Origin of the sequence: Paenibacillus sp. LK1, assembly GCF_002750415.1 — a bacterium.
In the GTDB taxonomy this organism is placed as follows: domain Bacteria; phylum Bacillota; class Bacilli; order Paenibacillales; family Paenibacillaceae; genus Paenibacillus; species Paenibacillus taichungensis.
This window is the reverse complement of sequence record NZ_PEII01000001.1, coordinates 263616-285129: the sequence shown is the minus strand read 5'-3', so window position 1 is coordinate 285129 and position 21514 is coordinate 263616. Positions and strand designations below refer to the sequence as shown.

32 protein-coding genes are annotated in these 21514 nt (G+C 37.1%); 31 read left to right on the top strand and 1 reads right to left on the bottom strand.

Annotation, left to right across the window (positions count from 1 at the left end):
• Positions 1 to 222: 222 nt before the first annotated feature.
• The 22 genes from CS562_RS01275 to CS562_RS01170 all read left to right on the top strand — a co-directional run bounded on the left by CS562_RS01275 (position 223) and on the right by CS562_RS01170 (position 12664).
• Complete coding sequence (locus tag CS562_RS01275; RefSeq protein WP_099853074.1) at positions 223 to 954, top strand: alpha/beta hydrolase family protein; 732 nt, start codon at positions 223 to 225, stop codon at positions 952 to 954.
• 237 nt (positions 955 to 1191) lie between these two features.
• Complete coding sequence (locus CS562_RS01270; protein WP_099853070.1) at positions 1192 to 1701, top strand: DUF1572 family protein; 510 nt, start codon at positions 1192 to 1194, stop codon at positions 1699 to 1701.
• 72 nt (positions 1702 to 1773) lie between these two features.
• Positions 1774 to 2226, top strand: coding sequence for a GNAT family N-acetyltransferase (locus CS562_RS01265; protein WP_257219290.1), 453 nt, complete (start codon positions 1774 to 1776; stop codon positions 2224 to 2226).
• 103 nt (positions 2227 to 2329) lie between these two features.
• Positions 2330 to 2803 (top strand): GNAT family N-acetyltransferase, encoded by a 474-nt coding sequence (locus CS562_RS01260; RefSeq protein WP_099853066.1) that lies wholly within the window; start codon positions 2330 to 2332, stop codon positions 2801 to 2803.
• 207 nt (positions 2804 to 3010) lie between these two features.
• Positions 3011 to 3787 carry a class I SAM-dependent methyltransferase gene (locus CS562_RS01255; protein WP_099853063.1) on the top strand — a complete coding sequence of 259 codons (777 nt, stop codon included), beginning with the start codon at positions 3011 to 3013 and terminating at the stop codon, positions 3785 to 3787.
• Between the two features lie 43 nt (positions 3788 to 3830).
• Entirely contained in the window at positions 3831 to 4316 is a 486-nt protein-coding gene (locus CS562_RS01250) for an NUDIX hydrolase (protein WP_099853061.1), read from the top strand.
• Between the two features lie 16 nt (positions 4317 to 4332).
• Entirely contained in the window at positions 4333 to 4755 is a 423-nt protein-coding gene (locus tag CS562_RS01245; protein WP_076289621.1) for a GNAT family N-acetyltransferase, read from the top strand.
• Between the two features lie 245 nt (positions 4756 to 5000).
• The gene (locus CS562_RS01235; protein WP_099853056.1) at positions 5001 to 5423 is read left to right on the top strand and encodes a DUF1801 domain-containing protein; all 423 of its coding nucleotides are present in this window, start codon (positions 5001 to 5003) and stop codon (positions 5421 to 5423) included.
• A gap of 33 nt (positions 5424 to 5456) precedes the next feature.
• Positions 5457 to 5888: a GNAT family N-acetyltransferase gene (locus CS562_RS01230; RefSeq protein WP_099853053.1), complete on the top strand. Its 432-nt coding sequence runs from the start codon at positions 5457 to 5459 to the stop codon at positions 5886 to 5888.
• A gap of 13 nt (positions 5889 to 5901) precedes the next feature.
• The gene (locus CS562_RS01225; RefSeq protein WP_099853049.1) at positions 5902 to 6789 is read left to right on the top strand and encodes a class I SAM-dependent methyltransferase; all 888 of its coding nucleotides are present in this window, start codon (positions 5902 to 5904) and stop codon (positions 6787 to 6789) included.
• A gap of 125 nt (positions 6790 to 6914) precedes the next feature.
• The gene (locus tag CS562_RS01220) at positions 6915 to 7316 is read left to right on the top strand and encodes an NUDIX hydrolase (protein WP_099853047.1); all 402 of its coding nucleotides are present in this window, start codon (positions 6915 to 6917) and stop codon (positions 7314 to 7316) included.
• Between the two features lie 18 nt (positions 7317 to 7334).
• A complete protein-coding gene (locus CS562_RS01215) occupies positions 7335 to 7760 on the top strand; it encodes an NUDIX hydrolase (protein WP_099853045.1) in 426 nt (141 codons plus the stop codon).
• 64 nt (positions 7761 to 7824) lie between these two features.
• Complete coding sequence (locus CS562_RS01210) at positions 7825 to 8286, top strand: GNAT family N-acetyltransferase (protein ID WP_099853042.1); 462 nt, start codon at positions 7825 to 7827, stop codon at positions 8284 to 8286.
• Between the two features lie 60 nt (positions 8287 to 8346).
• Positions 8347 to 8901 carry a GNAT family N-acetyltransferase gene (locus CS562_RS01205; protein ID WP_099853039.1) on the top strand — a complete coding sequence of 185 codons (555 nt, stop codon included), beginning with the start codon at positions 8347 to 8349 and terminating at the stop codon, positions 8899 to 8901.
• A gap of 29 nt (positions 8902 to 8930) precedes the next feature.
• Positions 8931 to 9209, top strand: coding sequence for a hypothetical protein (locus CS562_RS01200; RefSeq protein ID WP_099853036.1), 279 nt, complete (start codon positions 8931 to 8933; stop codon positions 9207 to 9209).
• Between the two features lie 12 nt (positions 9210 to 9221).
• A complete protein-coding gene (locus CS562_RS01195; RefSeq protein ID WP_125477220.1) occupies positions 9222 to 9815 on the top strand; it encodes a hypothetical protein in 594 nt (197 codons plus the stop codon).
• 46 nt (positions 9816 to 9861) lie between these two features.
• On the top strand, positions 9862 to 10668 hold the full coding sequence (locus tag CS562_RS01190) for an N-acetyltransferase (protein WP_099853031.1): 807 nt from the start codon (positions 9862 to 9864) through the stop codon (positions 10666 to 10668).
• Positions 10669 to 10695: 27 nt separating this feature from the next.
• Entirely contained in the window at positions 10696 to 10974 is a 279-nt protein-coding gene (locus tag CS562_RS01185) for a hypothetical protein (RefSeq protein WP_063563283.1), read from the top strand.
• Positions 10975 to 10986: 12 nt separating this feature from the next.
• Entirely contained in the window at positions 10987 to 11133 is a 147-nt protein-coding gene (locus CS562_RS33295; protein ID WP_257219289.1) for a hypothetical protein, read from the top strand.
• A 4-nt stretch (positions 11134 to 11137) separates the two neighbouring features.
• Complete coding sequence (locus tag CS562_RS01180) at positions 11138 to 11782, top strand: phosphotransferase (protein ID WP_257219288.1); 645 nt, start codon at positions 11138 to 11140, stop codon at positions 11780 to 11782.
• Between the two features lie 30 nt (positions 11783 to 11812).
• On the top strand, positions 11813 to 12274 hold the full coding sequence (locus CS562_RS01175) for a GNAT family N-acetyltransferase (RefSeq protein ID WP_099853028.1): 462 nt from the start codon (positions 11813 to 11815) through the stop codon (positions 12272 to 12274).
• Between the two features lie 21 nt (positions 12275 to 12295).
• Positions 12296 to 12664: an NIPSNAP family protein gene (locus CS562_RS01170; protein WP_099853025.1), complete on the top strand. Its 369-nt coding sequence runs from the start codon at positions 12296 to 12298 to the stop codon at positions 12662 to 12664.
• Between the two features lie 147 nt (positions 12665 to 12811).
• On the opposite strand, the gene CS562_RS01165 is transcribed toward CS562_RS01170, so the two are convergent.
• Positions 12812 to 13159, bottom strand: a complete 348-nt coding sequence (locus CS562_RS01165) for a hypothetical protein (protein ID WP_063563286.1) — start codon at positions 13157 to 13159, stop codon at positions 12812 to 12814.
• A 305-nt stretch (positions 13160 to 13464) separates the two neighbouring features.
• On the opposite strand from CS562_RS01165, the gene CS562_RS01160 reads away from it, so the two are divergent.
• The 9 genes from CS562_RS01160 to CS562_RS01120 all read left to right on the top strand — a co-directional run bounded on the left by CS562_RS01160 (position 13465) and on the right by CS562_RS01120 (position 21495).
• The gene (locus CS562_RS01160; RefSeq protein WP_099853022.1) at positions 13465 to 14001 is read left to right on the top strand and encodes a GNAT family N-acetyltransferase; all 537 of its coding nucleotides are present in this window, start codon (positions 13465 to 13467) and stop codon (positions 13999 to 14001) included.
• A 211-nt stretch (positions 14002 to 14212) separates the two neighbouring features.
• Positions 14213 to 14767 carry a GNAT family N-acetyltransferase gene (locus tag CS562_RS01155; protein WP_099853019.1) on the top strand — a complete coding sequence of 185 codons (555 nt, stop codon included), beginning with the start codon at positions 14213 to 14215 and terminating at the stop codon, positions 14765 to 14767.
• A gap of 63 nt (positions 14768 to 14830) precedes the next feature.
• On the top strand, positions 14831 to 15307 hold the full coding sequence (locus CS562_RS01150) for a GNAT family N-acetyltransferase (RefSeq protein ID WP_076289635.1): 477 nt from the start codon (positions 14831 to 14833) through the stop codon (positions 15305 to 15307).
• A 170-nt stretch (positions 15308 to 15477) separates the two neighbouring features.
• Positions 15478 to 16413, top strand: a complete 936-nt coding sequence (gene cysK, locus CS562_RS01145; protein ID WP_099853016.1) for a cysteine synthase A — start codon at positions 15478 to 15480, stop codon at positions 16411 to 16413.
• Positions 16414 to 16548: 135 nt separating this feature from the next.
• Positions 16549 to 17016 carry a hypothetical protein gene (locus CS562_RS01140; RefSeq protein WP_099853012.1) on the top strand — a complete coding sequence of 156 codons (468 nt, stop codon included), beginning with the start codon at positions 16549 to 16551 and terminating at the stop codon, positions 17014 to 17016.
• A gap of 73 nt (positions 17017 to 17089) precedes the next feature.
• Positions 17090 to 18148 carry an alpha/beta hydrolase gene (locus tag CS562_RS01135; RefSeq protein WP_099853010.1) on the top strand — a complete coding sequence of 353 codons (1059 nt, stop codon included), beginning with the start codon at positions 17090 to 17092 and terminating at the stop codon, positions 18146 to 18148.
• Positions 18149 to 18227: 79 nt separating this feature from the next.
• On the top strand, positions 18228 to 19169 hold the full coding sequence (locus CS562_RS01130) for a GNAT family N-acetyltransferase (RefSeq protein ID WP_099853007.1): 942 nt from the start codon (positions 18228 to 18230) through the stop codon (positions 19167 to 19169).
• A 281-nt stretch (positions 19170 to 19450) separates the two neighbouring features.
• Positions 19451 to 19972: a DinB family protein gene (locus CS562_RS01125; RefSeq protein ID WP_099853005.1), complete on the top strand. Its 522-nt coding sequence runs from the start codon at positions 19451 to 19453 to the stop codon at positions 19970 to 19972.
• A gap of 56 nt (positions 19973 to 20028) precedes the next feature.
• Positions 20029 to 21495 carry an amidase family protein gene (locus CS562_RS01120; RefSeq protein ID WP_099853001.1) on the top strand — a complete coding sequence of 489 codons (1467 nt, stop codon included), beginning with the start codon at positions 20029 to 20031 and terminating at the stop codon, positions 21493 to 21495.
• The last annotated feature ends 19 nt before the right edge of the window (positions 21496 to 21514 follow it).

The following is a 21514-nucleotide window of genomic DNA, read 5'->3' as shown; positions in this document are numbered from 1 at the left end:
CTAAGAATAAAGAAAGAAGGCTGAATTTGGTGCATGACATCTTATTACATTGGAATATTTCAGAATGTATATGGTTTAATCGTGAATACATTATTTTTAGCAAAACCGATTGGTGGAAAAATTGAATATTGTTTAAGGCCGTAGAAAATATGTGAAGAACTGAGTCGCTTAAACTTTGCGATTTCTTCAATATATAATTACATAAAGAATAATGGAGAGCTAATGGATAGTTATTATGAACAATTAATTGCGCGGATTCCTTGTATATGGATTAAGCCTAACTGTCAATCTAAAGGGATACTCATTTTATATCATGGATGGGTTTCAAACATTAAGGATTACATTTTCTTTGGTTCGTTGATTTCTGATTGGGGATACACGGTTATCATACCTGAAATTCCATATCACGGTACCAGAGGGGAGCTTAACTATTTTGATCCTAAAGAAATACAAAAATATTTTTGGAATGTAGTCATTCAGACAGTTGAAGAGGCTGGAGATCTTATTTCTGAATTAACCTTATATGACAAGATAGTGGGAGTTGTGGGTAATTCTACTGGCGGTTTTGCAGCGGCAGGTGTTTATGCAAATAACATAAGTATCAAATCTGCAATAATAATGAACGGTTCATGCGCTTGGGAAAGGTTTGAAGAACTCATTTGTGAAAGAGATGGAAGGACACCTTGGACTTCTATGGATAAGAATACAATCCTAAAGCTAGATCCGGCTAAATTAACAGGAAATATGAAGAATAAAGCGATGCTTATTTTACATGGAACAGAAGATACAACTATTCCAATTGATAGTCAGAAGTATTTTATGAAGGTCATTGAACAGAACAATAATCTAAATAATTCAGTGCAATTTGTTGAGTACTCCAAAGTAAATCATCAAATTACTTTAAGCATGTTAGAAGAATCTAAGAGATGGTTAGATGAGCGGACACATAATTAAATCCTGAAGATAGTAGTAGCTACTTATAACAAAATAGTCCCATATCAGGGATTTGCACATCCAGGTCTGGCAGGAGTTCGAGGAGTATTAGAAGAACTAATTGGCAGTAGTTGCAATTGATCCGTTTGCTGAACAACAACATTATAGGAAATCAGCGCAAGGATGTAATGAATTAAAGGAAATACTTTTTCGGTTGTTTAGTAGATTAGCTGAAAAATTATAGACTGGAGTGTGCTCATGGAAATTGAATTAGAAGTAATTCAAAGTATGTTAGTGAAATTTATATCTGAAAGAAAATGGATTCTCCAAGCGATCTCACAATTATCAGAAGAAGATATCACCTGGTCACCAAATCAAGAAAGTAATAGTATTGCAAATCTCGTTGCACATATAAGAGGTTGTGTTCACTCAAGAATTGAAACGATATTTTATGATATTGCTGATTCAAGAGACAGGGATAAGGAATTTGAATCAGGACTTAAAATGTCGATAGAAGAAGCCTATAACATGACCAAGGAATCATTCGATATTATCATTCAATATCTCGAACACCTCAGTTTCAACCCAAATTTGTTGTTGTCTCAACCTTTCATTAATCGTCCCCCTCTCACATTCAGTCAAGTAAAAAATGAAACAACGGTTTTGAATCTAATGATCGCAATGGTAAGAGAAATTCACTATCACACGGGTCAAATCATATATGCAGCCAAAACAAGGAGAGGACAGCTGATTTGGCAATACGATTGATATTAACAGAATGTAATAACAAATGTCTGACCTAAAAAGGAGATGGGACCTATCTATTCTTATAGATTTCTAATGAATGAAGACTTAAAAAGTATAAGTTCTTTTCCTCAGTCAAAGGAAGAATTGTTTTATATTAGTCCCCTGTTTAAATATCCTTTAACACCAGATCAGATATTAAAGCTTCTTAAGAATCGATACGAACCAACAGTTATTGTTAATGAGGAGTCAGGTCAAGCTGTAGCTTATGCCAATTTATATGACTATAAAGATGATGTATGTTGGTTGGGCAACTTTATTGTATCGAAGGATTTTAGAGGAAAAGGTGCTGCTAATTATTTGTTGGAAACGATGATAATGAAGGCAAAATCGATTTATAAAGTTAAACACTTATTATTATCATGTCATAGCACGAATTCAAGAGGACTAGCATTTTATCACAAGCAAGGATTTGAACCCATCGATATGCGAATAACGAATTTAGATGAACAAAAAATAATAACTATACTAATGAAGTTAGAGATTTAGAATGCATTCAAGAAGAACGAAACCGCATATTATACGTGGTAATGTTGGGAACTAACATAGAAGCAAAACACTAAATTGCTTTAATAACGGAGGATGATATGAAATGGAAATCTCATTATCCAAAGCAGGACTTAAAGAAGCTTCAATTATTCACGAAATGCAAATAAAAGCATTCATGCCTCTTTTAAATAAATATAAAGACTATGAAACAAGCCCAGCAAATCAAACGGTAGAAAAAATAGAAGATCGAATAAATCAAAGCTATACAGATTATTACCTAATAAGAGAAGCAAATATTCCTGTGGGGGCCATTAGAATAGTAAAAAAGGAGAATAAAAACTATCGAGTAAGCCCTGTATTTATTTTACCCGACTACCAAGGGAGAGGGATTGCGCAAAAAGTATTTTCAATGATAGAAGATAGGTATAGCGATGCGAGAATATGGGAGTTGGCTACAATCTCAGAAGAGCAGAGGAATTGTTACCTTTATGAGAAATTAGGATATAGACAGAAGGGAGATACGAAACAAATTAACGACAAGATGACGATTGTGATTTATGAAAAATGCATGATTTAGGTAATCAAGAAAAAATCAAAGACTATATCGATGCGCGTGAAGGCTAACAAAATTGTATAACGTAATATTCAAGCTTTGGTCCTGACGGAAGTTTGATCTGAGGGATGGAGATTGGAGAAGCATCTCAATTGAGACCCCTTTTTAGGGTTCATAGATACAGAAACGTTATTGGAAATAACCAAAATCATAATAAAGGGAGTATGACCAGTGGAGAGTAAAGAGACGTTTAATTGTATTGCTAGTGAATATGAAAAATATAGACCCACCTATCCAGATGAAATGTTTGACGATATTTTTAATTATTCAAATGCAGGAAAAGAAGATAAAATCCTTGAAATCGGTTGCGGAACTGGACAAGCAACAAGTGGATTAGTTAATAGAGAATATAAAAATATTACATGTATTGAATTGGGGGACAAATTAGCCCAGCTCACTGAAGAAAAATTCAAATCCTATACATCTCTTAAAGTGATCAATACATCGTTCGAAGAGTGGGACGGTGAAGGTAGTCCTTTTAAATTAGCAGTTTCGGGTACTGCATTTCATTTTATTGATCCTCAGTTTGGTTATCGAAGGGTATGGGAGTTACTTGAGGATTCAGGTGCAATTGGTTTCTTCTGGACCATTCATGTGCCAATGTACGATGAAATCCATAATGAAATACGATCTCACTATAAAGAGTTTGCACCACATTTGGACGATTCAACATTACAAACACCTGAAGAAACCATAAATGAAAGAAAAGCGATCACTGAAGGAACAGGTAATTTTAAAAGAATAGAAGTCAAAGAATATAGCCAAATCCTTTCATATACAAGCAGCGATTATATTTCTTTGCTTAATACCAATTCAAAGCATAGACAACTGTCTGAACCGGACAGAAACAATTTGTTAAATAGAATCAAAAATTCTATTGATAGATCAGGTGGATATATTTTCAAAGACCATAGAGTTGCTTTGTTTTTAGGAAAGAAGTTGAAGTAACTGAATTGTTCATTTCGAAAAACCTTATAAAGGACTGATTTGGATGTTCTATGTTAACTCTAGAGCTATCATTGAAAGAATTAATAATGAAGCTATCGAAGTCGTTATACAAAGAAGAACAAAGATAGATTCCTCTTTTCAGTTTGAACTTCCTGGAGGTAGAATTGAACCGTTTGAATCGTTGATCCAAGCTCTGGTAAGAGAGGTTAAAGAAGAAACCGGATTAGATGTTTATGAAATTGAAGGTACTGAAACAAGAATTGATACAACTGGAATTAATCCTGAATTTGAAGTGGAATGTCTTAGACCATTCGCTGCTTATCAAACCATTAAGGGACCAATTGATTCTGTTGGATATTATTTTAGATGTAAGGCAAGTGGAGATTTGCTAGAAGCTGGTGACGAAACAATAGATATTCAATGGATTGACATTAAGAAACTAAATAAATTATTTATGGAGAATCCATTAGATTTTTCTGATGTTGATCGTGCCGGAATTAAGTATTACTTGAATCATCATGGATTTTGAGAGGAGCTGGGATTGAATGGATTTTATATATGGAGAATATCTTATCAGTGATAACAAAGAACTTATGGACATCCATGCGGTAAAGGGTTTCTTATCTAGAAGCTATTGGGCCAATAAGAGATCCGATGAAAAAATTGAAAAGTCCATCCATTCTTCAATATGTTTTGGGATATATAAAGAGGCAATTCAAGTTGGTTTTGCAAGGGTTGTCACAGATGATGCGACAATGTATTGGCTTTGTGATGTTTTTATTCATGAGGAATATAGGGGCCAAGGACTTGGTAAGAAACTAATTGAAGTGATTACACAATCGGATCGCTTTAAAGATTTAATGGGGTTACTCGGAACATTGGATGCACATGAATTATATGAACAATATCAATTTAATAGAAATAGTGAACGCTTCATGATAAGACTTCCTGATTATTTGAGGGCTTGATGGCATTGAAGAGAGCTGTTTATTTTCTTTCTTTGATCATTGGAATCGTTTTCACAGCCCTAGGAGTACTAACAGCTATTTTTGACCATCCATACAATGATGAACCAAACTCCGGGCCGGCAAGTTTTTGGGAACTGATTCTAATCATTAGTTACGAACAATGGATATTGTTTCTGATTGTTGGTCTGATATTAAGTCTGTTCCCTGCGTTAAAGCAACGGAAGACATGAAGGGAGATTTTATCAATGTATAAACTTAAAACAAAAGAAACAGACAACAGCGTCATTGAATTTATTGAAAGTGTTGATAGTCCCAAAAAACGTGAAGACGCGTATCAGCTATTAGATATTTTCACTGAAACAACAGGGTATACAGCAAAGATGTGGGGACCGAGTATTATTGGATTCGGCTCCTATCATTATAAATATGAATCTGGTCATGAAGGTGACGCACCCCTGGTGGGCTTTTCTCCTCGAAAAGCAAAAATCAGTTTGTATTTTGCGACAGGTGATGCAGAGCGAGAGAATCTGTTAAAAGACTTTGGAAAACATACGACAGGAAAAGCATGTGTATACGTCAATAAAGTTGCAGATATCAATCTAGATGTATTACAAGCGTTGATCAACCAATCCATCAAGTTCTTGAAAGAAACCTATCCGGATCATTAATTTCTGTACACTGTTATTATTGGAGGTCACGTAATGAAAGAAGAGAACATTCATATACGTTGGGCGAACGAAAATGATGCAGAGGACCTTCTTAAGCTCAATGATGCTTTTAATGGCGTAGGTACATCCGTAGAAGAAGTAATAGATAGCCTTGCTTTATCTAATGAGTTGATTGCTCTAGCTGTGATTGACGATCAGGCAGTTGGATTCGCTTGTGCTCAATATTTTAAATCTTTTTGTTATCGTGCACTCCAGGGAGAAATCACAGAAATGTATATTGCCGAAGTTGTCCGGAGAAGAGGATTAGCTACGTTGCTAATTGCTTTTATAGAGGAGGAACTCAAAGCAAGAGGTGTTACCAGTGTAAAAATTCTGACAGGCCAAAGTAATGAAAGGGCTATAAAGACATACGAAAAATCAAACTATGCCAGAACGGAAGAAGTATTGCTACAAAAAAAACTATAAGGAGCATAATCGAATGTCTGAATATTATTGGGATAATAAAATTGAATACCTTAAAAATACGAGATGGCTGTACTACAATGACGATTACCTTCAATTTTTAATGCAATTTGTTTGGAAGATAGATAAACCTGTAAGCGTTATCGATTATGGGTGTGGGTTTGGTTATTTGGGTCTTAAACTGCTGCCTTTTTTACCAAAAGGGTCAACCTACACTGGAGTAGATAAGGGTGAAATTTTAATCAATGAAGCTAAGACGATTTTCTCCCAACTTCCTTATGATACAGAATTTATTACTTGTGATATAGAAGACGTTGTATTGGAGAGGAAGTATGACATTGCATTGAGTCATGCTTTTTTATTACATATGGATGACTCTGTGAAAATACTCCAAAGGATGATTGAAAGTGTGCTGGAGGGTGGAAGAATCATTTGTTTTGAACCTCATTGGATTGGAAATATGGCGAACTATCATGTGGAGGGCGTTGAACAAAGTGAAATCATTAAACTAGGCGTTTTACAGAGATTATTTGAAAAAGATCATATACGTACAGGTAAAGATGGAAATATTGGAATGCGATTGCCCATATTAATGAGTCAATTAGGATTAACGAATGTGGAATGTAGAATGAGTGATAAGGTCAACTTTCTAGATCAAAACATGGACTCTACCACAAAAAACATTCTCTATCACTCAATTAAAGAAGATGGTATAGGACAAGATCCTGGCAATTCAGTAGAGGTAACCAAACGATTATCAACTCGGGGCTTAACCCAAAATGAAGCAAAGGCGCAGTATGAAGCGGAATTAACATTTTCCAAAATATTTGATAATGAATCTTGGTTGACTTATGCAGCCAGCATGAAGATTTCATTTGGAACGGTTCGAAGGGAAGGGAGTTAAGAACTGTGGTTTACGGATTGCACTTTATTATTGCTAATTGAATGCAGAGGACCTTTTGATTAAAGGGAGCTTATTATTTTTAATTGGATGTATTGAATCTAAAACATAAAAAAGGAGGACTTTAAATGAAATTTATTGTGTCTGCAAGTGTGATTGTCCTTAATGAGAACGATGAAATCTTACTTATGAAGGGACGGAGAGGCTGGGAAATGCCTCAAGGCTGTGTGGAAGAAGGTGAGACCATCACACAAGCTGCTATTCGAGAGGTGAAGGAAGAGACTGGCATTGATATTGAACTTATTAAGTTTTGTGGCCTATATCAGAATACTACGCGGGGAGTATGTAACAATATATTCACTGGAAAACCGATTGGAGGAACTCTAACTACAAGTATTGAAAGTGATGAGGTTGGTTTCTTTGCATTAGAACAAGCCGATGAAATGATAACCTGGGGGAATTTCAAGGAGAGAATTCACAAAGCATTGGATGAGAGCACTCATCCCATTTTAGTTGAGTTCTCTGAATAACATATGGGTGAAGGTATCTTGAAAAACAACATCGTTGTTGTGGTTAAGGGAGTCATTGAAAATAAAGGCAGGGTATTGATATTAAAACGTTCAGGTGCAGATGAAGTTGCCGCTGGGAGCTGGGAAACCGTTGGTGGAAAGATCGATTTTGGAGAAGAATTAGAAGAAGCTTTGGCTCGTGAAGTGAAAGAAGAAGCTGGGCTTAAAGTGAGTGTTGAGAAGTTACTATTTGCTACTACTTTTTTTACGGATCCGCATAGACAGATCGTATTACTGACATATTTGTGCAGAGCAATAGATGACCGAGTGATACTTTCAGAAGAACATAGCGAGTATATGTGGGCAACCCGATCAGAGTTATATGACTATTTACCACAGACTATTTTAAATGATTTTAAAAAATATAACGTAATCGATACAGTTGAAATCATAGCTAAACAATAAGGACTCAAGTAACTCATTAATCTACTCCAACGAATATAATTCGGCAAACGAAAGGGATATTTGAATGAACCCAATTACTATAGAACCAATCGATAAAACGAATTGGGAAGAGGCGATCGCGATATCTTTACTTGAAACGCAAGTAAATCTTGTACCGACGGTCATCGAATCTTTAGCATATGCCTACGTGAAGCCGTGGGATGCAGCTTTTGATCCATATCTTTTGCGTGAAGGCGATAAAGCTTTCGGTTTTTTCTATTTATCCTACACACCAGCAAGTACGGATAATTATTGGATTGGAGGATTTCAAATAGATAAGGACTATCAAGGAAAAGGATTAGGGAATCAATCACTTTATATGATACTGGAAAGTATTCAGGAAAAGCATCCACAATGTCAAATCATCTCACTAACCGTAGAAAAAAGTAATGCACGTGCAAGAGCCTTATATGAGAAGATAGGATTTATTAATCAGGAATTGGAAAATCAGGATGGTGAAGTGATATATAAAATGAAATTGAAATAAATAGAAATCGGTCATTATGAAGGTACAATGATCCATTTTCATGTAAAAGGCGGTAATAGTATGGTGTACAACGATCTCACTAAAACGATGACCACAGAAAGGCTGCTGTTAAGATTATTTACGCAAGCAGATGCTGATACCGTTACTAGATTATGTAATGACTACAACATTTATAAGAGCACACTCACATTACCCTACCCATATACATTAGATTGTGCAGTGTCTTGGATAGAGCAACATAACGAAAATTTTAATGCAGATAAATTATATGAATTTGCTATTTGTAATAGGGAAACAGGTGATTTGTACGGGGCAATAGCATTATCTAATCAACAACGTTACGATAACGGTGAGTTATCTTATTGGGTAGGTCAGCCGTTTTGGGGAAAAGGTTATGCAACGGAAGCAGCTAAAGCCATGTTAGACTTCGCTTTTGATGTGAAAAAATATCATAAGGTATATGCGCGACACTTTGCTTCTAACCCGGCATCCGGACAAGTTATACAGAAGATTGGCATGATAAAAGAAGGAGTACTGGTGGATCATGTCAAGAAAGAAGACTGGTATGAGGATCTGATTTACTACGGAGTAGTGAGAAATAAAGTGGAAATATAAAATTCAAATCCAACGCGGAGGAATACATATTGAAAATTAAACCGGGTAAAAAAGTTTTACTTTCATGGATGGATTGTTATGTACCGGAAAAAGATTTGTTTTTCCTATCAAAAGAACATCTTGATTATGAATTTGACTTTACCGATGTACTTTTAATGCCAAAAGAGGAGTTCTATAACCACAGCACATATAGGCAAGTGAATTATGTGAACGGTTATGAGTACTGGAATATTAAGAACGATGATTATGTAATCATTGCGGATAAAGAATGGATAGAAGCGATTCCCGAAGAACAGAAACGATTTTGATTAAATGCACAAGTGGACAGTGGTAGAGGGCATGTTTTCCCTGTTAAATTTGTACATGATTTGGCGGAAATACCTGCAAGCTATGTGATTGATGGGCACGTTATCCTTCAGCGCTTCATGTGGGAAAATCTAGACAAATCTTGTAAAGAACAGATACTTACGACATTGGTTTACGAATGGTGGGATAAAGGGGAATGTGAGAAGCCACTTGAGTCGCTACCTGATTTTCTAAAACCATATGCCAATTCGTTTGCTAGTTCCCAAGGTGCAAATTGCCTCGCAGCTGTCTTGTTTGCAATCTCCAAAGGGAAACAGGAGTGGTTTATCTATGAATGGGTACATCAAAAAACGTTTCTAGAGAAATTAAAACAGTATGATTACGAGGAGTTATTAACTGACGAACTACATCATGGGGACGTTGTCCTATGGACAGATGAGAATGGGATCATTCAACATGCAGCATATCATCTGGGAGAAGAACTATATTTCAATAAAGATGGGCAAACGATATTCAACCCATGGAAGATACTCTCTAAAGAGCAGCTGTATAAGGAGTGGGAGCATCTTACCATTGTAAAGTATAGGCCATGTAATGAATTATTTTGATGGGGATTAAAATGGAGTTCCCGTACTTTTATTTGGAGGTAAAGACATGAAGCGACTGATTCCATCCATAGATTTAATTAAAGAAATTGAACTCTCTGAGATCGATTATATGACAGATCGGATGCTTGCTATTCAGAGTCGGGACAACAATCCGGAAGGAATTGAGATTCAGCAATTTGGAAATGCCATCTGTTTCTACAGTAAGACCATGGCATGGCCCACGTTCAATACAGTGAAGGGCTTAACGAATAATGATCTGGAACATCTGGATGCTATCATTGATTTTTATAGACAGCGTGATCGAAAGGTTCAGTTCGAAGTCATTCCATCTGTGGTGGATCAGAACTTCTTGAAACATTTAACCGACTTAGGCATGTATACATCGGGATTTCATTCATCTCTGATCATCAAACCAGAAGAAAAAAAGAATCACTCAGATCATATCCATATTCAAGAACTTGAAGAGGATCAATTCGAGCTATACGCGACCATTCATTGCAGGGGGACCGGTTTGTCGGATGATGGTATCCCTTATGTCGCCCAGAATAATAAGGTTCTTTATCACCGTCCAGGTTGGAAATTTTACATCGCATATGTCAATGACATTCCTGCAGCGGTAAGTGTTCTGTTTATTAAAAATCAAAAGGCATCCTTAACCTTTGCAGCAACATTACCTGAGTTTAGAAATCAGGGTGTACATCAGCAGCTTTTGAATAGAAGAATAACGGAAGCCTTGAATAAGGAATGTAATCTGGTGGTAGGGCAATGTTCTTTTTTATCTCAAAGCCATCGAAATATGGAGCATGTGGGCATGAAGTTGGGATATATCCGAACAGCATGGACGGAAAGATAAAAACTGGATTGAATTAGGAGGTAGCTCATGAACAATACAAATAAAATCCTGGGTGCGGTTCTCATGATTAGCAGTATTTTTATTTCAACCTTAGATAGAATTTCCGTGAGAATATCTACAGCAATAGTGGAAGCGGGATACGCTTCAGGTGGGAAAACACGCGAGATAATCCCAGCAAGTGATAATGGTTTCACAGGTTTTCTCGTATATTTCTTATTTTTCGTCGGATTTGTGTTATTGATTGCGGGATTCCCTGGGAATCCCAGAAAGGATAAAACAAATAGGTACACACAAAACCGATCTTAGGAGGGGTTCATTTTGCCTGAGTACGAAGAAGCTCTAACCGGAGGCAATGTGAATAAGGTTGTAAAAGTAGGTAGCACAGTTCGGCGTGACGCTATACCGAATCCGTATGTATATGAATTGCTTAAGCACCTTGAAACGGTGGTATGCGCATTCCCCTAGATATTTGGGAGTAGATGAGCAGGACAGAGAAATCCTTTCTTACCTGGATGGTGTGGTTTCGGGAAATGAATATCCTGAGATTGAAAGTTATATGTGGTCTGATGAGACCTTAGACAAAATAGCGAAACTTTTAAGAAGCTATCATGATGCTACAGTGGATTTTGTTACATCTACGGTTTCTTTAAATAATTGCCCATTGATATCTTCAGAGGAAGAAGTAGTCTGCCATAACGATTTTGCATTGTATAACGTTGTATTTAAAGATCGGCTGCCTGTAGGAATCATCGATTTTGACATGGCAGGGCCTGGTCCGCGTCTATGGGATATCGTTTACAGCTTGTATACCTCTGTCCCATTAGCAGGTTTTTCACCGGGTAAACATGAAAGAGAAGTCGTTCCATATAATAAACAGGATCATGCATCTGAGCGGAAAAGACGTATAGCGTTATTTTTTAACGCTTATGGTATGGATGTGCCGACAGATCTGAAGGAATGGGTGATTTCTCGAATTCATTTCATGTGTACCACACTATCTGATCGGGCGGCGTCAGGAGAAACAGCTTTTATCAAAATGGTTGAAGAGGGTCATCTGGCTCATTATGAGAAGGAAGTAAGGTTCCTTGAGAAACATTTTGGTGACTGGGGTTAATTGAAATAAAAAAAACGAAACGAGTGATATATTGTGATCAGATTAATACCTACTACTAGAGAGAATTGGAAAGATGCATTAAATTTACAAGTTCAAGCCAATCAAAATCATTATGTTCCATCAGTAGCCGTGTCCCTAGCGAAGGTGCACATTCGTCCAGATGGGGATGAGTACAAGTATCTACCATTTTGCATATATAACACGGAGGATACCTTAGTGGGTTTTGTTATGATCACAGTCGATGAAACAACAGCTTGGTCCTATTGGTTAAATGGTTTTATGATCGATGTAAGCTACCAAGGTAAAGGATATGGAAGAGCAACGCTAGATGCAGTACTTAGCTATATAAAAGAGAACTATGTCCATAGCAAGTGTCTGAATTTAACGGTGTGTGCAGATAATGGAGTTGCCAGAAAACATTATGAAAAAATGGGATTTTCAGAGACCGGAGACGTATATGATGATGAAATTGTATATCGATTCGTATTTTAATTTAACGAAAGAGGTGCAGTGATGATATATAGGAGGAAGACATATGTTGTAGCTTCTTCATTCGTAGAAGAGTTTAATGCTTTATTTAATGATATTCTATTACCTTCACAACTGAAGTACGGAGCGAGATTGATTGGAAGATGGCATACGCATATGGATGATGAAACCAGTGAGATTTTTGCTATGTGGGAATATGATACGTTTGAACAGTATGAAGAGATAGAGCAGAAGATCAAGTCTGACAATGAACATAAAATTCGAGTACAAGACCGTTTTGATCAAATTGGTAGAGATAGATACAAGGAAGTATTTCGAAAAGATATTAAGCAAGATTTCTTTGAATCGACAGTTGACAGAGAGAAGACAATTTTAAAGGCATTGTGTATCTAATACGTAAAAAAATCGCCCCCGCAACTGAGCCGATCAGAGTGGGGCTTGTATGAACAACATTTTTATACTAAATTTCACATAAAAGACTTGTTAGTTGACATCCCTTTCGGTTTGCATTTACGCAGATGAAAGCACTCTAACTAACTCCTACTTCTGTTTAACCAGTACAACACCTATGATGATGACCACAAGCCCAATCCACGTTTTCCAAGAAGGTACTTCCTTCATAAACCAATATCCCATCCATATGGAGATGAGCACTTCTATGCATTTGGCAATGACCAGAACATAGCCCAGTTGGCTGACAGCTTTCATTCCAAACTTGACGCCGTATCCTACGCTCAGATTAGCGGCGAGAAATAAAGGCAGCATCCAAAGATGGAATTTAAATGTGGACCAGAACTGAGTGTCAATATGCTTACTTTGATATGAAAAAATAATGTTGATACAGGCTAAGCCAGCAAACATGAGCACAAAGCTGATAAGGTACAACATAACATCACTCCCAAGGATAAGTAGTATGATTAATGTTTCCTCGAACCAAAAATTTTATCCATGGGCATGAAATGATGTTAGCGAAGATGAGTGGACTAGCTAAACCGATGATAGTGAGGTTGTTTCGACGGGTCAATGATTCCAAAAATCAGACGATGTTCGTTACGTTCAGTCAAGTAATCTGAAAAACATTTCTATGATAAATTTTACATAAAAGCAATATAGAATTCATTAAATTCCACACGTCCTTTTATATACTTAGTTTGTTTGACTCAGCGAACTAAAAGGACTAGGTGGTCGTTTAAATGTTAAAAAAACGAGACTTGCACGAATGCCACTCACTGCATGATTTAATGGTCGACCCCGCTGTTTTTCCATACGTTCGTCATAAGTGCCGATCTTATGAGGAATATTTATTTGCTACTAAACAGGTGATTGATGAAGAAGAGCAAAACACATGTATTTCCAGAACGATCCTTAATGAGCTGGGACATCCCATCGGAACCATTGATTTATATCACATGGAACATAATACAGGTTTTCTTGCAACATGGATTGGAGCCCCTTATTTCGGAAAAGGTTACAATCAACGAGCAAAGGAAGCCTTCTTCGCTGAGTTGTTTCTTCAACATGAAATTGAAACAGTCTTTCTTAAAATTCGAAAACAAAACATTAGATCCAAGAAGGCGGTTGAAAAATTGCCTTATGTCAAATTAGCCAATGAGATATACCACGAAGTGTATAAGTTGATAAATAATACGGAACAAATCTATGATTTGTATTATGTGAATCGTTCTGACTTTATGGCAAATGAAGAGATGAACCATGTAGTTGCTACGTAACAACTAATTTCGATATCTATTCAAACGAAATCCCGCCAGGTTTGTCTTGTCGGGATTATTATTATTTCTTTGACAGTGCATGATGTAGTAGATAGGAAACAATAAGTAAGGATGCAGGAATATGGAAATTAAGGTCGAAAGAAGAGATATAAGCAATAATGAAACAACGTTATAAGCAAATCGTAAAGTATTTTAATTCTGAGGTGATGCAATGGAGATCAAAAAAATAGAGAAACTATCCAATGAAGATTGGCTTCAACTTGGAAGCTTTGGATATAAATCAACTCAAAAATATGAGCTTACCAGAAAAGAGACACAAGATTCTTTTAGTATGAATTTAACGTTGATAAATTTGGATGACATCTACGAAAAAGAAGAATTGAACAGCACAGATGATTTGGAACGATATGAAGAAATCATACAATTGGGATTTTCTTATGCAATATATATAGATGGGAAAATCATAGCGCTCGCCATTTCTGAACCACAAACTTGGAATAATACGCTGATGATATGGCACCTTCAGGTGAATGAAAAATACATAAGAAAAGGATATGGGAGACTGTTGATCAATAAAGTGAATGAGATTGCCCAGGAACAAGGTTTCAGAGCGATCACGTTAGAAACCCAGAATACGAATGTTCCAGCCATTCATTTTTACAAGCAATGTGGTTATCAAATTGAAGGAATTGATGTATCACTGTATTCAAATAATCATAGCCAAAAGGAAGAAATAGCTTTGTATATGAGAAAGAAGCTCCAATAAGAGTAACTGGGTATTACCTTGAAACCGCTTAATTCTATAATGTTTGGTGAGGAGAGAGTCTGCATGATTACGCTCAGAAAAATAACACTAGATAACCGACGATCTATATTTAACTTGGAAGTTTCAGAAGAGCAGCGACAATATGTTGCATCAAACCTATCAAGTGTAGCATCGTGTTATGTTCTTGCAACCAATGGCGGCTCCCCATTCCCACTTGCAATTTACGCAGATGAGCAACCTGTAGGTTTTGTAATGATAACTTACGGAATCACGGGTTATGATCTTCCTGTCATTGCTGACAATAGCTATTGTATTTTGCGACTGATGATTGACAAGCAGTACCAGAGCATGGGTTATGGCCGGGAAGCATTAAAGAAAATATTGGAGTTTATTCGAACTTTCCCAGCTGGACCTGCACGTTATTGTTGGATTCCATATAGTCCTGATAACTTGGCTGCCAAAAAGCTATATGAGAGCTTTGGATTCCATGAAAATGGTGAGGTGTGCCATGATGAGCTCATAACAGTATTGGATTTGTGATCTCAATTTTTAGAGGGGGATTTTATAACAAAGGTTTCACGCTCAATTTATAACTCTTGCTTTCCTATGTTATAAAGTAGAAGTTCAATAGTTGTATTATTTTACCATAAATGATAACGTGATATTAAAACCAACTAATTTAGTTGGAAATGTATTTTGGAGGTATGACCATGACTAATATTGCGAAGAATCTTACAGATCTGATTGGAAATACACCGCTATTGGAGCTTTCTAATTTTGCGAGAAAGTATCAAGTCGAGGCGAAGATCATTGCTAAATTGGAATACTTTAATCCAGCAGGTAGTGTAAAAGATAGAATCGGATATGGAATGATTAAAGATGCTGAAGAGAAGGGGTTAATTAACCAAAATTCAGTGATCATAGAACCGACTAGCGGAAATACAGGTGTAGGACTTGCTTTTGCAGCTGCTGCATTAGGATACAGATTAATCATAACACTACCTGAGAGTTTCAGTGTAGAACGTAGGAAGCTGTTGATCGCTCTGGGAGCAGAACTAGTTCTTACACCTGCCACAGAAGGAATGTCTGGAGCCATCAAAAAGGCTGAAGAAATTGCGGCTACAATCCCTAATTCATTTATACCTCAACAGTTTAAAAATCCAGCAAATCCACAAGTACATAAGGTAACAACCGCAGAGGAGATTTGGAGAGATACCGAAGGCAAAGTGGATATTTTTATTGGTGGAGTTGGTACAGGCGGAACCATATCAGGAGTTGGCGAAGCACTTAAACAAAGAAAAGAAGATGTGAAGATTATAGCTGTAGAGCCTTCGGATTCCCCGGTGCTTTCTGGAGGAACTAAAGGAGTGCATACCATTCAAGGAATTGGTGCCGGTTTTGTTCCCGACAATTTTAATAGATCTGTAGTTGATGAGATCGTACAGGTAAGCAATGAAGATGCATTTGAAACAGCACGTTTTTTAGCTAAATCCGAAGGGTTATTAGTTGGTATTTCGTCTGGTGCTGCTGCATATGCAGCAGTGCAAATTGCCAAAAGGCCAGAGAATAAAAATAAAAGTATAGTTGTTCTATTTCCAGATACAGGTGAACGATATTTATCAACAGACCTTTATCCAGAAGCATAAGACGGAAATGTTAAGCTGCCCTAACCGCTTAAAAGCATCGTTGCCGTTTCTTTGAAGAATTTAAACTGGTGAGGGCATGGATTCACAAACGTAATATGCAACCTCGGAAATCGATAAGTCTTGGAGGTAGTTTCGGTGAAGAGAAGGCGGAAGATAGTAGTTGCTTTATCACTCATTGTATCTGGAATCATTGGTGTATATTTAATATTGAATCAATACATAGTGCTTGATCGAACGAGTCAAGAATTGGGCATTTATGAATTCGTTTCATCCCAAGCTGATGTGGAGGTTTTAGTTGAAGGAACAGGTAAACAAAATATACTAGGAGACAGAGTCTCTACCAAGATAAAAATTGTAAACATCTTATTTAACAATACCTCCAGTAATCTTGTTGAGGGAAATGAAATTAAAGCTAATGAGTATTTAGTAGTGCATCATAATAGACAAGTGAGTGGACTGCAATGGACCCCAGGAAGAAGTATCTTCAGTATGGGCACAAGCTACAAACGCTTGAAGAAAGGTGAACAACAAACAATTCACTTAAAACTTAATAAAGAAACAAATCAATTTTGGATAATGCCTGAAGAGTTAATTATAAAATGAATTTAAGGCTAATCAATGAAGTTATGGAATCATACATTCAAGTCAATCTACAAATATTATAAGGGTGAATGCAATGACTGTTGGAAAAAAGGTTTTTGTTTTAAAGGATGAATCACGTATTGATCCGATAAGTAAGGAAACCAGAGAAGTGCTCATTAGTATATACTATCCTTCCAATTCAGTGGAGCATGAGTCGAAGTATATTTCGTTATTTGAACCTAATATCTCTTCCGCTGTTGATATGCTCTCTAGTATGGGAGTGGATAAGGATTATATTCGTAATCTGGATACAAAAATACATAATGATGAGAGTGTTGATATTACGGCTAAAAACTGTCCCATTATTTTTGTAGCTCCGGCTTTTGGTGTCGTTAGAGATATGTATTCCTTTTGTGTAGAACATTTAGTCAGGTGCGGATTTGTTGTCATTACTATAGGAGCCACTCATGAATCTATATTTTCCATTTTTCCTGACGGTCGCTTTGTCCAGCAATCCAAAGAGAGATCCGAAATAGAAAGTTTAGATATTCATTCTTGGAAACAATTATTGAAGCTTAGAGTTGAAGATATCAGTTGGGTTTTGAAAAATGTAGATAAAGTCTTGGATTCAGATAAGGGTCTTAAGGCCATAGTGGATGTGAATGAAATGGGGATCATTGGACATTCATTAGGTGGGGCTGCTGCTTATGAATTGCTTAAAAGAGAAAAGAGAATTAAGGCTAGCATTCTATTAGATCCTAGTTTCCATTTAATGACGACGAGTAAGGAAGAGAGAGTAACTATTCCGTTATTGGTAGCTCGGCAAGAGAAATGCTCGTTTGAAGAACTGGAAAATGAAATCTCTCCAGACCTATTACCTTTGTTACTAAGTGGGTATGAGTCTTTGTTTAACTCGAGTGATCTGAATAGTTCATTTATTAAATTAAACGGTACTCATCATATGACTTTTAGCGATATTCCGATACATTACAACGAAGATGGGATAGAACAAAAGCATTCCACTATTAATAAGTATATCTCTGCTTTCCTTGAGGAGCATTTAAAGAAGGAAGAAAGTAAATTTCATGAGCTGCTGAAAAATAAGATTAATGATGGAATTGATCAATTAAATAGTAAAGGACATGTTATTTAAGGAGGGGACTAGAAATGTTCAGATAACACATGCCTTAAATATTTTGTGGGTAGTTAGCATTGATGAGGAGGAATGACGCATGGAATTAAATAATTGGTCTGAGGAACTTTATTCTTATGATTTATCAAATGAATATTCCATTCAAAAGGCTGAGCCCGAAGAATGGGGACTGTATTGTTCCGTCTATTATAATATGGCCTATACTGGATTTTTTAGAGAGGAAGACTACTTCAATGTTTCGCGGAATAACTCTTTCTGGATTTATAAAGGAGAGTCAAAAATCGGTGGGGTAAGGATGGCACCCAATACGTTATATCATCTATTCTTTATGCCCCCATTCAATGATTCATTTGAGGTACTGAAGCTTCTTAAAAGAATACTCATAAAATGGTCTGATGCAACTCAACGTATCAAGATATATGAAATTCTCCCCGATCAAGTACATTTATTTACGAGGGCTGGATTCTGGCCAGATGAGTTCAGATGTCGCTGGATGCAGCGCCCGACAGATCATTTCAATGTGCGTTGGGATCATGATTTTATAGTTAAGAGCCCCGAAATTATTGAGAATGAAACGGGTGCTAACCAATACATTAATGAAGATGAAATCGCTCAGTGTGACTTTGACAGCTTTGTAGGAGGTTTTGAAGCCTTACGCAGAAAGAAAACATCCCTTGAAGACTTTATCCCGAACGAAGAAATCTATTTTACCAACGAGGACCTAACGCAAGCTTCTACACTTGTATATGATAAGGTTACTGGACAGCTCGTAGCCAACTGTCGCCTTTGTTTGCAGGATAATCAAGCAGCAGTATACAGCATCGGAGTCAACCCCGCTTACAGAGGAAAAGGACTTGCTACACACATGCTGCAAAGAGCCCTGACTTCTCTTAAAGACAAGTATCCAGTTCTAAGGTTATATGTCATGGAAGGCAATGATGCCGAATCAGTTTATTTTAATCTTGGATTTGTTCCTGGCGTTCAAGAGATACAAACGATGTATGTTCCTGTACATGAGTAGTCACGGTTAAATAATCAACTATCAACCCGAATGGATCTCTTTGAATGGGGCAGCATCGCTGTTTCTAATCTCTCGGGTTTCTGTTGCTTGAGGAAAGGATGGTTATTATTGGGAATATATTAATGTTGGTAGTGTCTATGTTTTTTGGTATTTTTGTTGTGAAAATCGGAATGGATAATTCCAAGAGTAATCAGTACACCAAAGAAATATTGCAAGAACTAAGAGAAATCAAGGAGATTCTAAGGGAAGAACGATGAAGACAACCTCAAGGAGGCGTTAGGGTGCTTTATGATTTAAAAGGCGAAGCCAATATGTCACCTGTTGTTGGGTTGTTATTTGCTGCGGTTATAGAAAACAGCCAACGACTCCAACGAATTACAGACGGTATGTTGCAGGAAGAACTAGATTATAAAGGACCTAATAACAACTTCAATAGTACCGCTCAATTAATAAAACATATCACCTACGTCGATCTGAATTGGGCTTATCGAATAAAGGGACAACCACTTCCTCAAAACTTAAGAGAGCAACATGGTCCTATAATTGATGAAAATGGCAGACTTCCGATGGTTCAGGAAATATCTTTGAGTACACTTATGTCGACATATGTAGGTGTCATAACCATGTTAAAGGATGCGTGTACACAATTAACGGATGATGATCTAGCGAGGATTGTCACTTTTGGACATGAGAATGAGAAGCAAGCGACCATACGCTGGGGTATATGGCATATCGCTGATCATAGTCGTTATCATCAAGCCCACATTAATCAACTTCGAAGATGGTATCATGAGGCTCACTAAAGAACGTTGAAAAAGCGTTGTGGTGATAAGTTGAGGCACAAAGAAGAGGTGAGGGTATGGAAAATTTATCTGAACTGAGCCATGTTAATGTTGAAGAAAACACGATTTTTGAAATACAGGCTGCCCTGGAAAAGGGAGAGCTTTGCTCAAGAGACCTGATTCTGTATTACTTATATCGTATTGCACAATATGATCAAAATGGACCAAAGATCAATTCTGTTTTGGAAATAAACCCGGATGCGATTTTTATTGCAGAGGCCTTGGATGCTGAAAGGAAATCAGTGGGACCCAGAGGACTTCTACACGGGATTCCGGTTCTGTTGAAAGATAACATAGAAACCAACGACAGAATGCATACAACTGCTGGAGCACTGGCTTTGGAAACCCATATTAGTTCTAAGGATTCTTTTCTTGTTGGTAAACTGAGGGAAGCTGGGGCAATCATACTTGGAAAAACTAATATGACAGAATGGGCAAATGGCATGTCTTCGGATATGTGGGCAGGGTACAGTGCTAGAGGTGGACAAGTTTTGAATCCTTATGGTGATTTTTTTCCAGGGGGTTCAAGCACAGGTTCCGCTGCTGCGGTAGCTGCTAACTTTACGATGGTTTCTGTAGGAACGGAAACATCTGGTTCCCTATTAAGTCCATCCATTCAGAACTCTATTGTTGGTATCAAGCCAACTGTAGGTTTAATAAGTCGTGCTGGTATAATACCGTTCTCACACTCGCAAGATACTGCTGGTCCAATGGCAAGGACTGTGACAGATGCAGCAATCCTATTAGGGATACTTTCTGGAAAAGACGAAGATGACCCTGCTACTTGGAAAAATCCGTATTCTACAATAGACTATACAACATGTTTAGACCTTAATGGGTTGAAAAATGCAAACATAGGCATCTTCCGTAAAGCCCCCCTTACACGATATCGTGATAACGAAGAATATGATGAAGTTCTATTTGAGAACGCTGTAATTCAGATCAAAGAAGCTGGGGCTAATATTATTGAAAATATAGACATCCCATCGTTTGACCGGAAGTGGGAGTGGAACAAGTTGAATAATGAATTTAAGCATAGCGTTGAACATTATCTGCAAAGTCTTCCATCGCATTTACCTGTGCATACCCTCAGTGAATTAATCGAATGGAACAAGAAAAATGCAGAAAGGGCTTTAAAATATGGGCAAAACCATCTCGAATATAGAGAACAGTTGAATAATCCATTGAATAATTCGAATTACATCTTAGAGTTAATAACGGATCTATATCATTCGCAAAATAACGGCATAGATTATGCTTTACATAACTTTGGACTGGACGCCATTGTTTTCCCCTCCTATGTTGGTGCTGATCTTTGTGCAAGAGCTGGGTATCCATCGATCGCTGTACCTGCGGGATATAAGGAAAGTGGAAGGCCATTTGGTATCACATTTGCAGGTAAAGCCTTTAGTGAATTAGTGTTGATTCGTATTGCATTTGCTTTTGAACAGCTAACAGCTCATAGAAAAAAGCCGAACTTATAACATTGGAAGTGCGTCTAAT

Excerpts from the sequence above, each read along its gene's own strand:
- CS562_RS01235 (WP_099853056.1), top strand. The coding sequence starts at position 5,001 with ATGTATAAACTTAAAACAAAAGAAACAGACAACAGCGTCATTGAATTT.
- CS562_RS01270 (WP_099853070.1), top strand. The coding sequence starts at position 1,192 with ATGGAAATTGAATTAGAAGTAATTCAAAGTATGTTAGTGAAATTTATA.
- CS562_RS01260 (WP_099853066.1), top strand. The coding sequence starts at position 2,330 with ATGGAAATCTCATTATCCAAAGCAGGACTTAAAGAAGCTTCAATTATT.
- CS562_RS01130 (WP_099853007.1), top strand. The coding sequence starts at position 18,228 with ATGGAATTAAATAATTGGTCTGAGGAACTTTATTCTTATGATTTATCA.
- CS562_RS01210 (WP_099853042.1), top strand. The coding sequence starts at position 7,825 with ATGAACCCAATTACTATAGAACCAATCGATAAAACGAATTGGGAAGAG.
- CS562_RS01155 (WP_099853019.1), top strand. The coding sequence starts at position 14,213 with ATGGAGATCAAAAAAATAGAGAAACTATCCAATGAAGATTGGCTTCAA.
- CS562_RS01190 (WP_099853031.1), top strand. The coding sequence starts at position 9,862 with ATGAAGCGACTGATTCCATCCATAGATTTAATTAAAGAAATTGAACTC.
- CS562_RS01265 (WP_257219290.1), top strand. The coding sequence starts at position 1,774 with ATGAATGAAGACTTAAAAAGTATAAGTTCTTTTCCTCAGTCAAAGGAA.
- cysK (WP_099853016.1), top strand. The coding sequence starts at position 15,478 with ATGACTAATATTGCGAAGAATCTTACAGATCTGATTGGAAATACACCG.
- CS562_RS01185 (WP_063563283.1), top strand. The coding sequence starts at position 10,696 with ATGAACAATACAAATAAAATCCTGGGTGCGGTTCTCATGATTAGCAGT.
- CS562_RS01170 (WP_099853025.1), top strand. The coding sequence starts at position 12,296 with ATGATATATAGGAGGAAGACATATGTTGTAGCTTCTTCATTCGTAGAA.
- CS562_RS01220 (WP_099853047.1), top strand. The coding sequence starts at position 6,915 with ATGAAATTTATTGTGTCTGCAAGTGTGATTGTCCTTAATGAGAACGAT.
- CS562_RS01275 (WP_099853074.1), top strand. The coding sequence starts at position 223 with ATGGATAGTTATTATGAACAATTAATTGCGCGGATTCCTTGTATATGG.
- CS562_RS01135 (WP_099853010.1), top strand. The coding sequence starts at position 17,090 with ATGACTGTTGGAAAAAAGGTTTTTGTTTTAAAGGATGAATCACGTATT.
- CS562_RS01250 (WP_099853061.1), top strand. The coding sequence starts at position 3,831 with ATGTTCTATGTTAACTCTAGAGCTATCATTGAAAGAATTAATAATGAA.
- CS562_RS01150 (WP_076289635.1), top strand. The coding sequence starts at position 14,831 with ATGATTACGCTCAGAAAAATAACACTAGATAACCGACGATCTATATTT.
- CS562_RS01120 (WP_099853001.1), top strand. The coding sequence starts at position 20,029 with ATGGAAAATTTATCTGAACTGAGCCATGTTAATGTTGAAGAAAACACG.
- CS562_RS01205 (WP_099853039.1), top strand. The coding sequence starts at position 8,347 with ATGGTGTACAACGATCTCACTAAAACGATGACCACAGAAAGGCTGCTG.
- CS562_RS01165 (WP_063563286.1), bottom strand. The coding sequence starts at position 13,159 with ATGTTGTACCTTATCAGCTTTGTGCTCATGTTTGCTGGCTTAGCCTGT.
- CS562_RS01245 (WP_076289621.1), top strand. The coding sequence starts at position 4,333 with ATGGATTTTATATATGGAGAATATCTTATCAGTGATAACAAAGAACTT.
- CS562_RS01160 (WP_099853022.1), top strand. The coding sequence starts at position 13,465 with ATGTTAAAAAAACGAGACTTGCACGAATGCCACTCACTGCATGATTTA.
- CS562_RS01225 (WP_099853049.1), top strand. The coding sequence starts at position 5,902 with ATGTCTGAATATTATTGGGATAATAAAATTGAATACCTTAAAAATACG.
- CS562_RS01230 (WP_099853053.1), top strand. The coding sequence starts at position 5,457 with ATGAAAGAAGAGAACATTCATATACGTTGGGCGAACGAAAATGATGCA.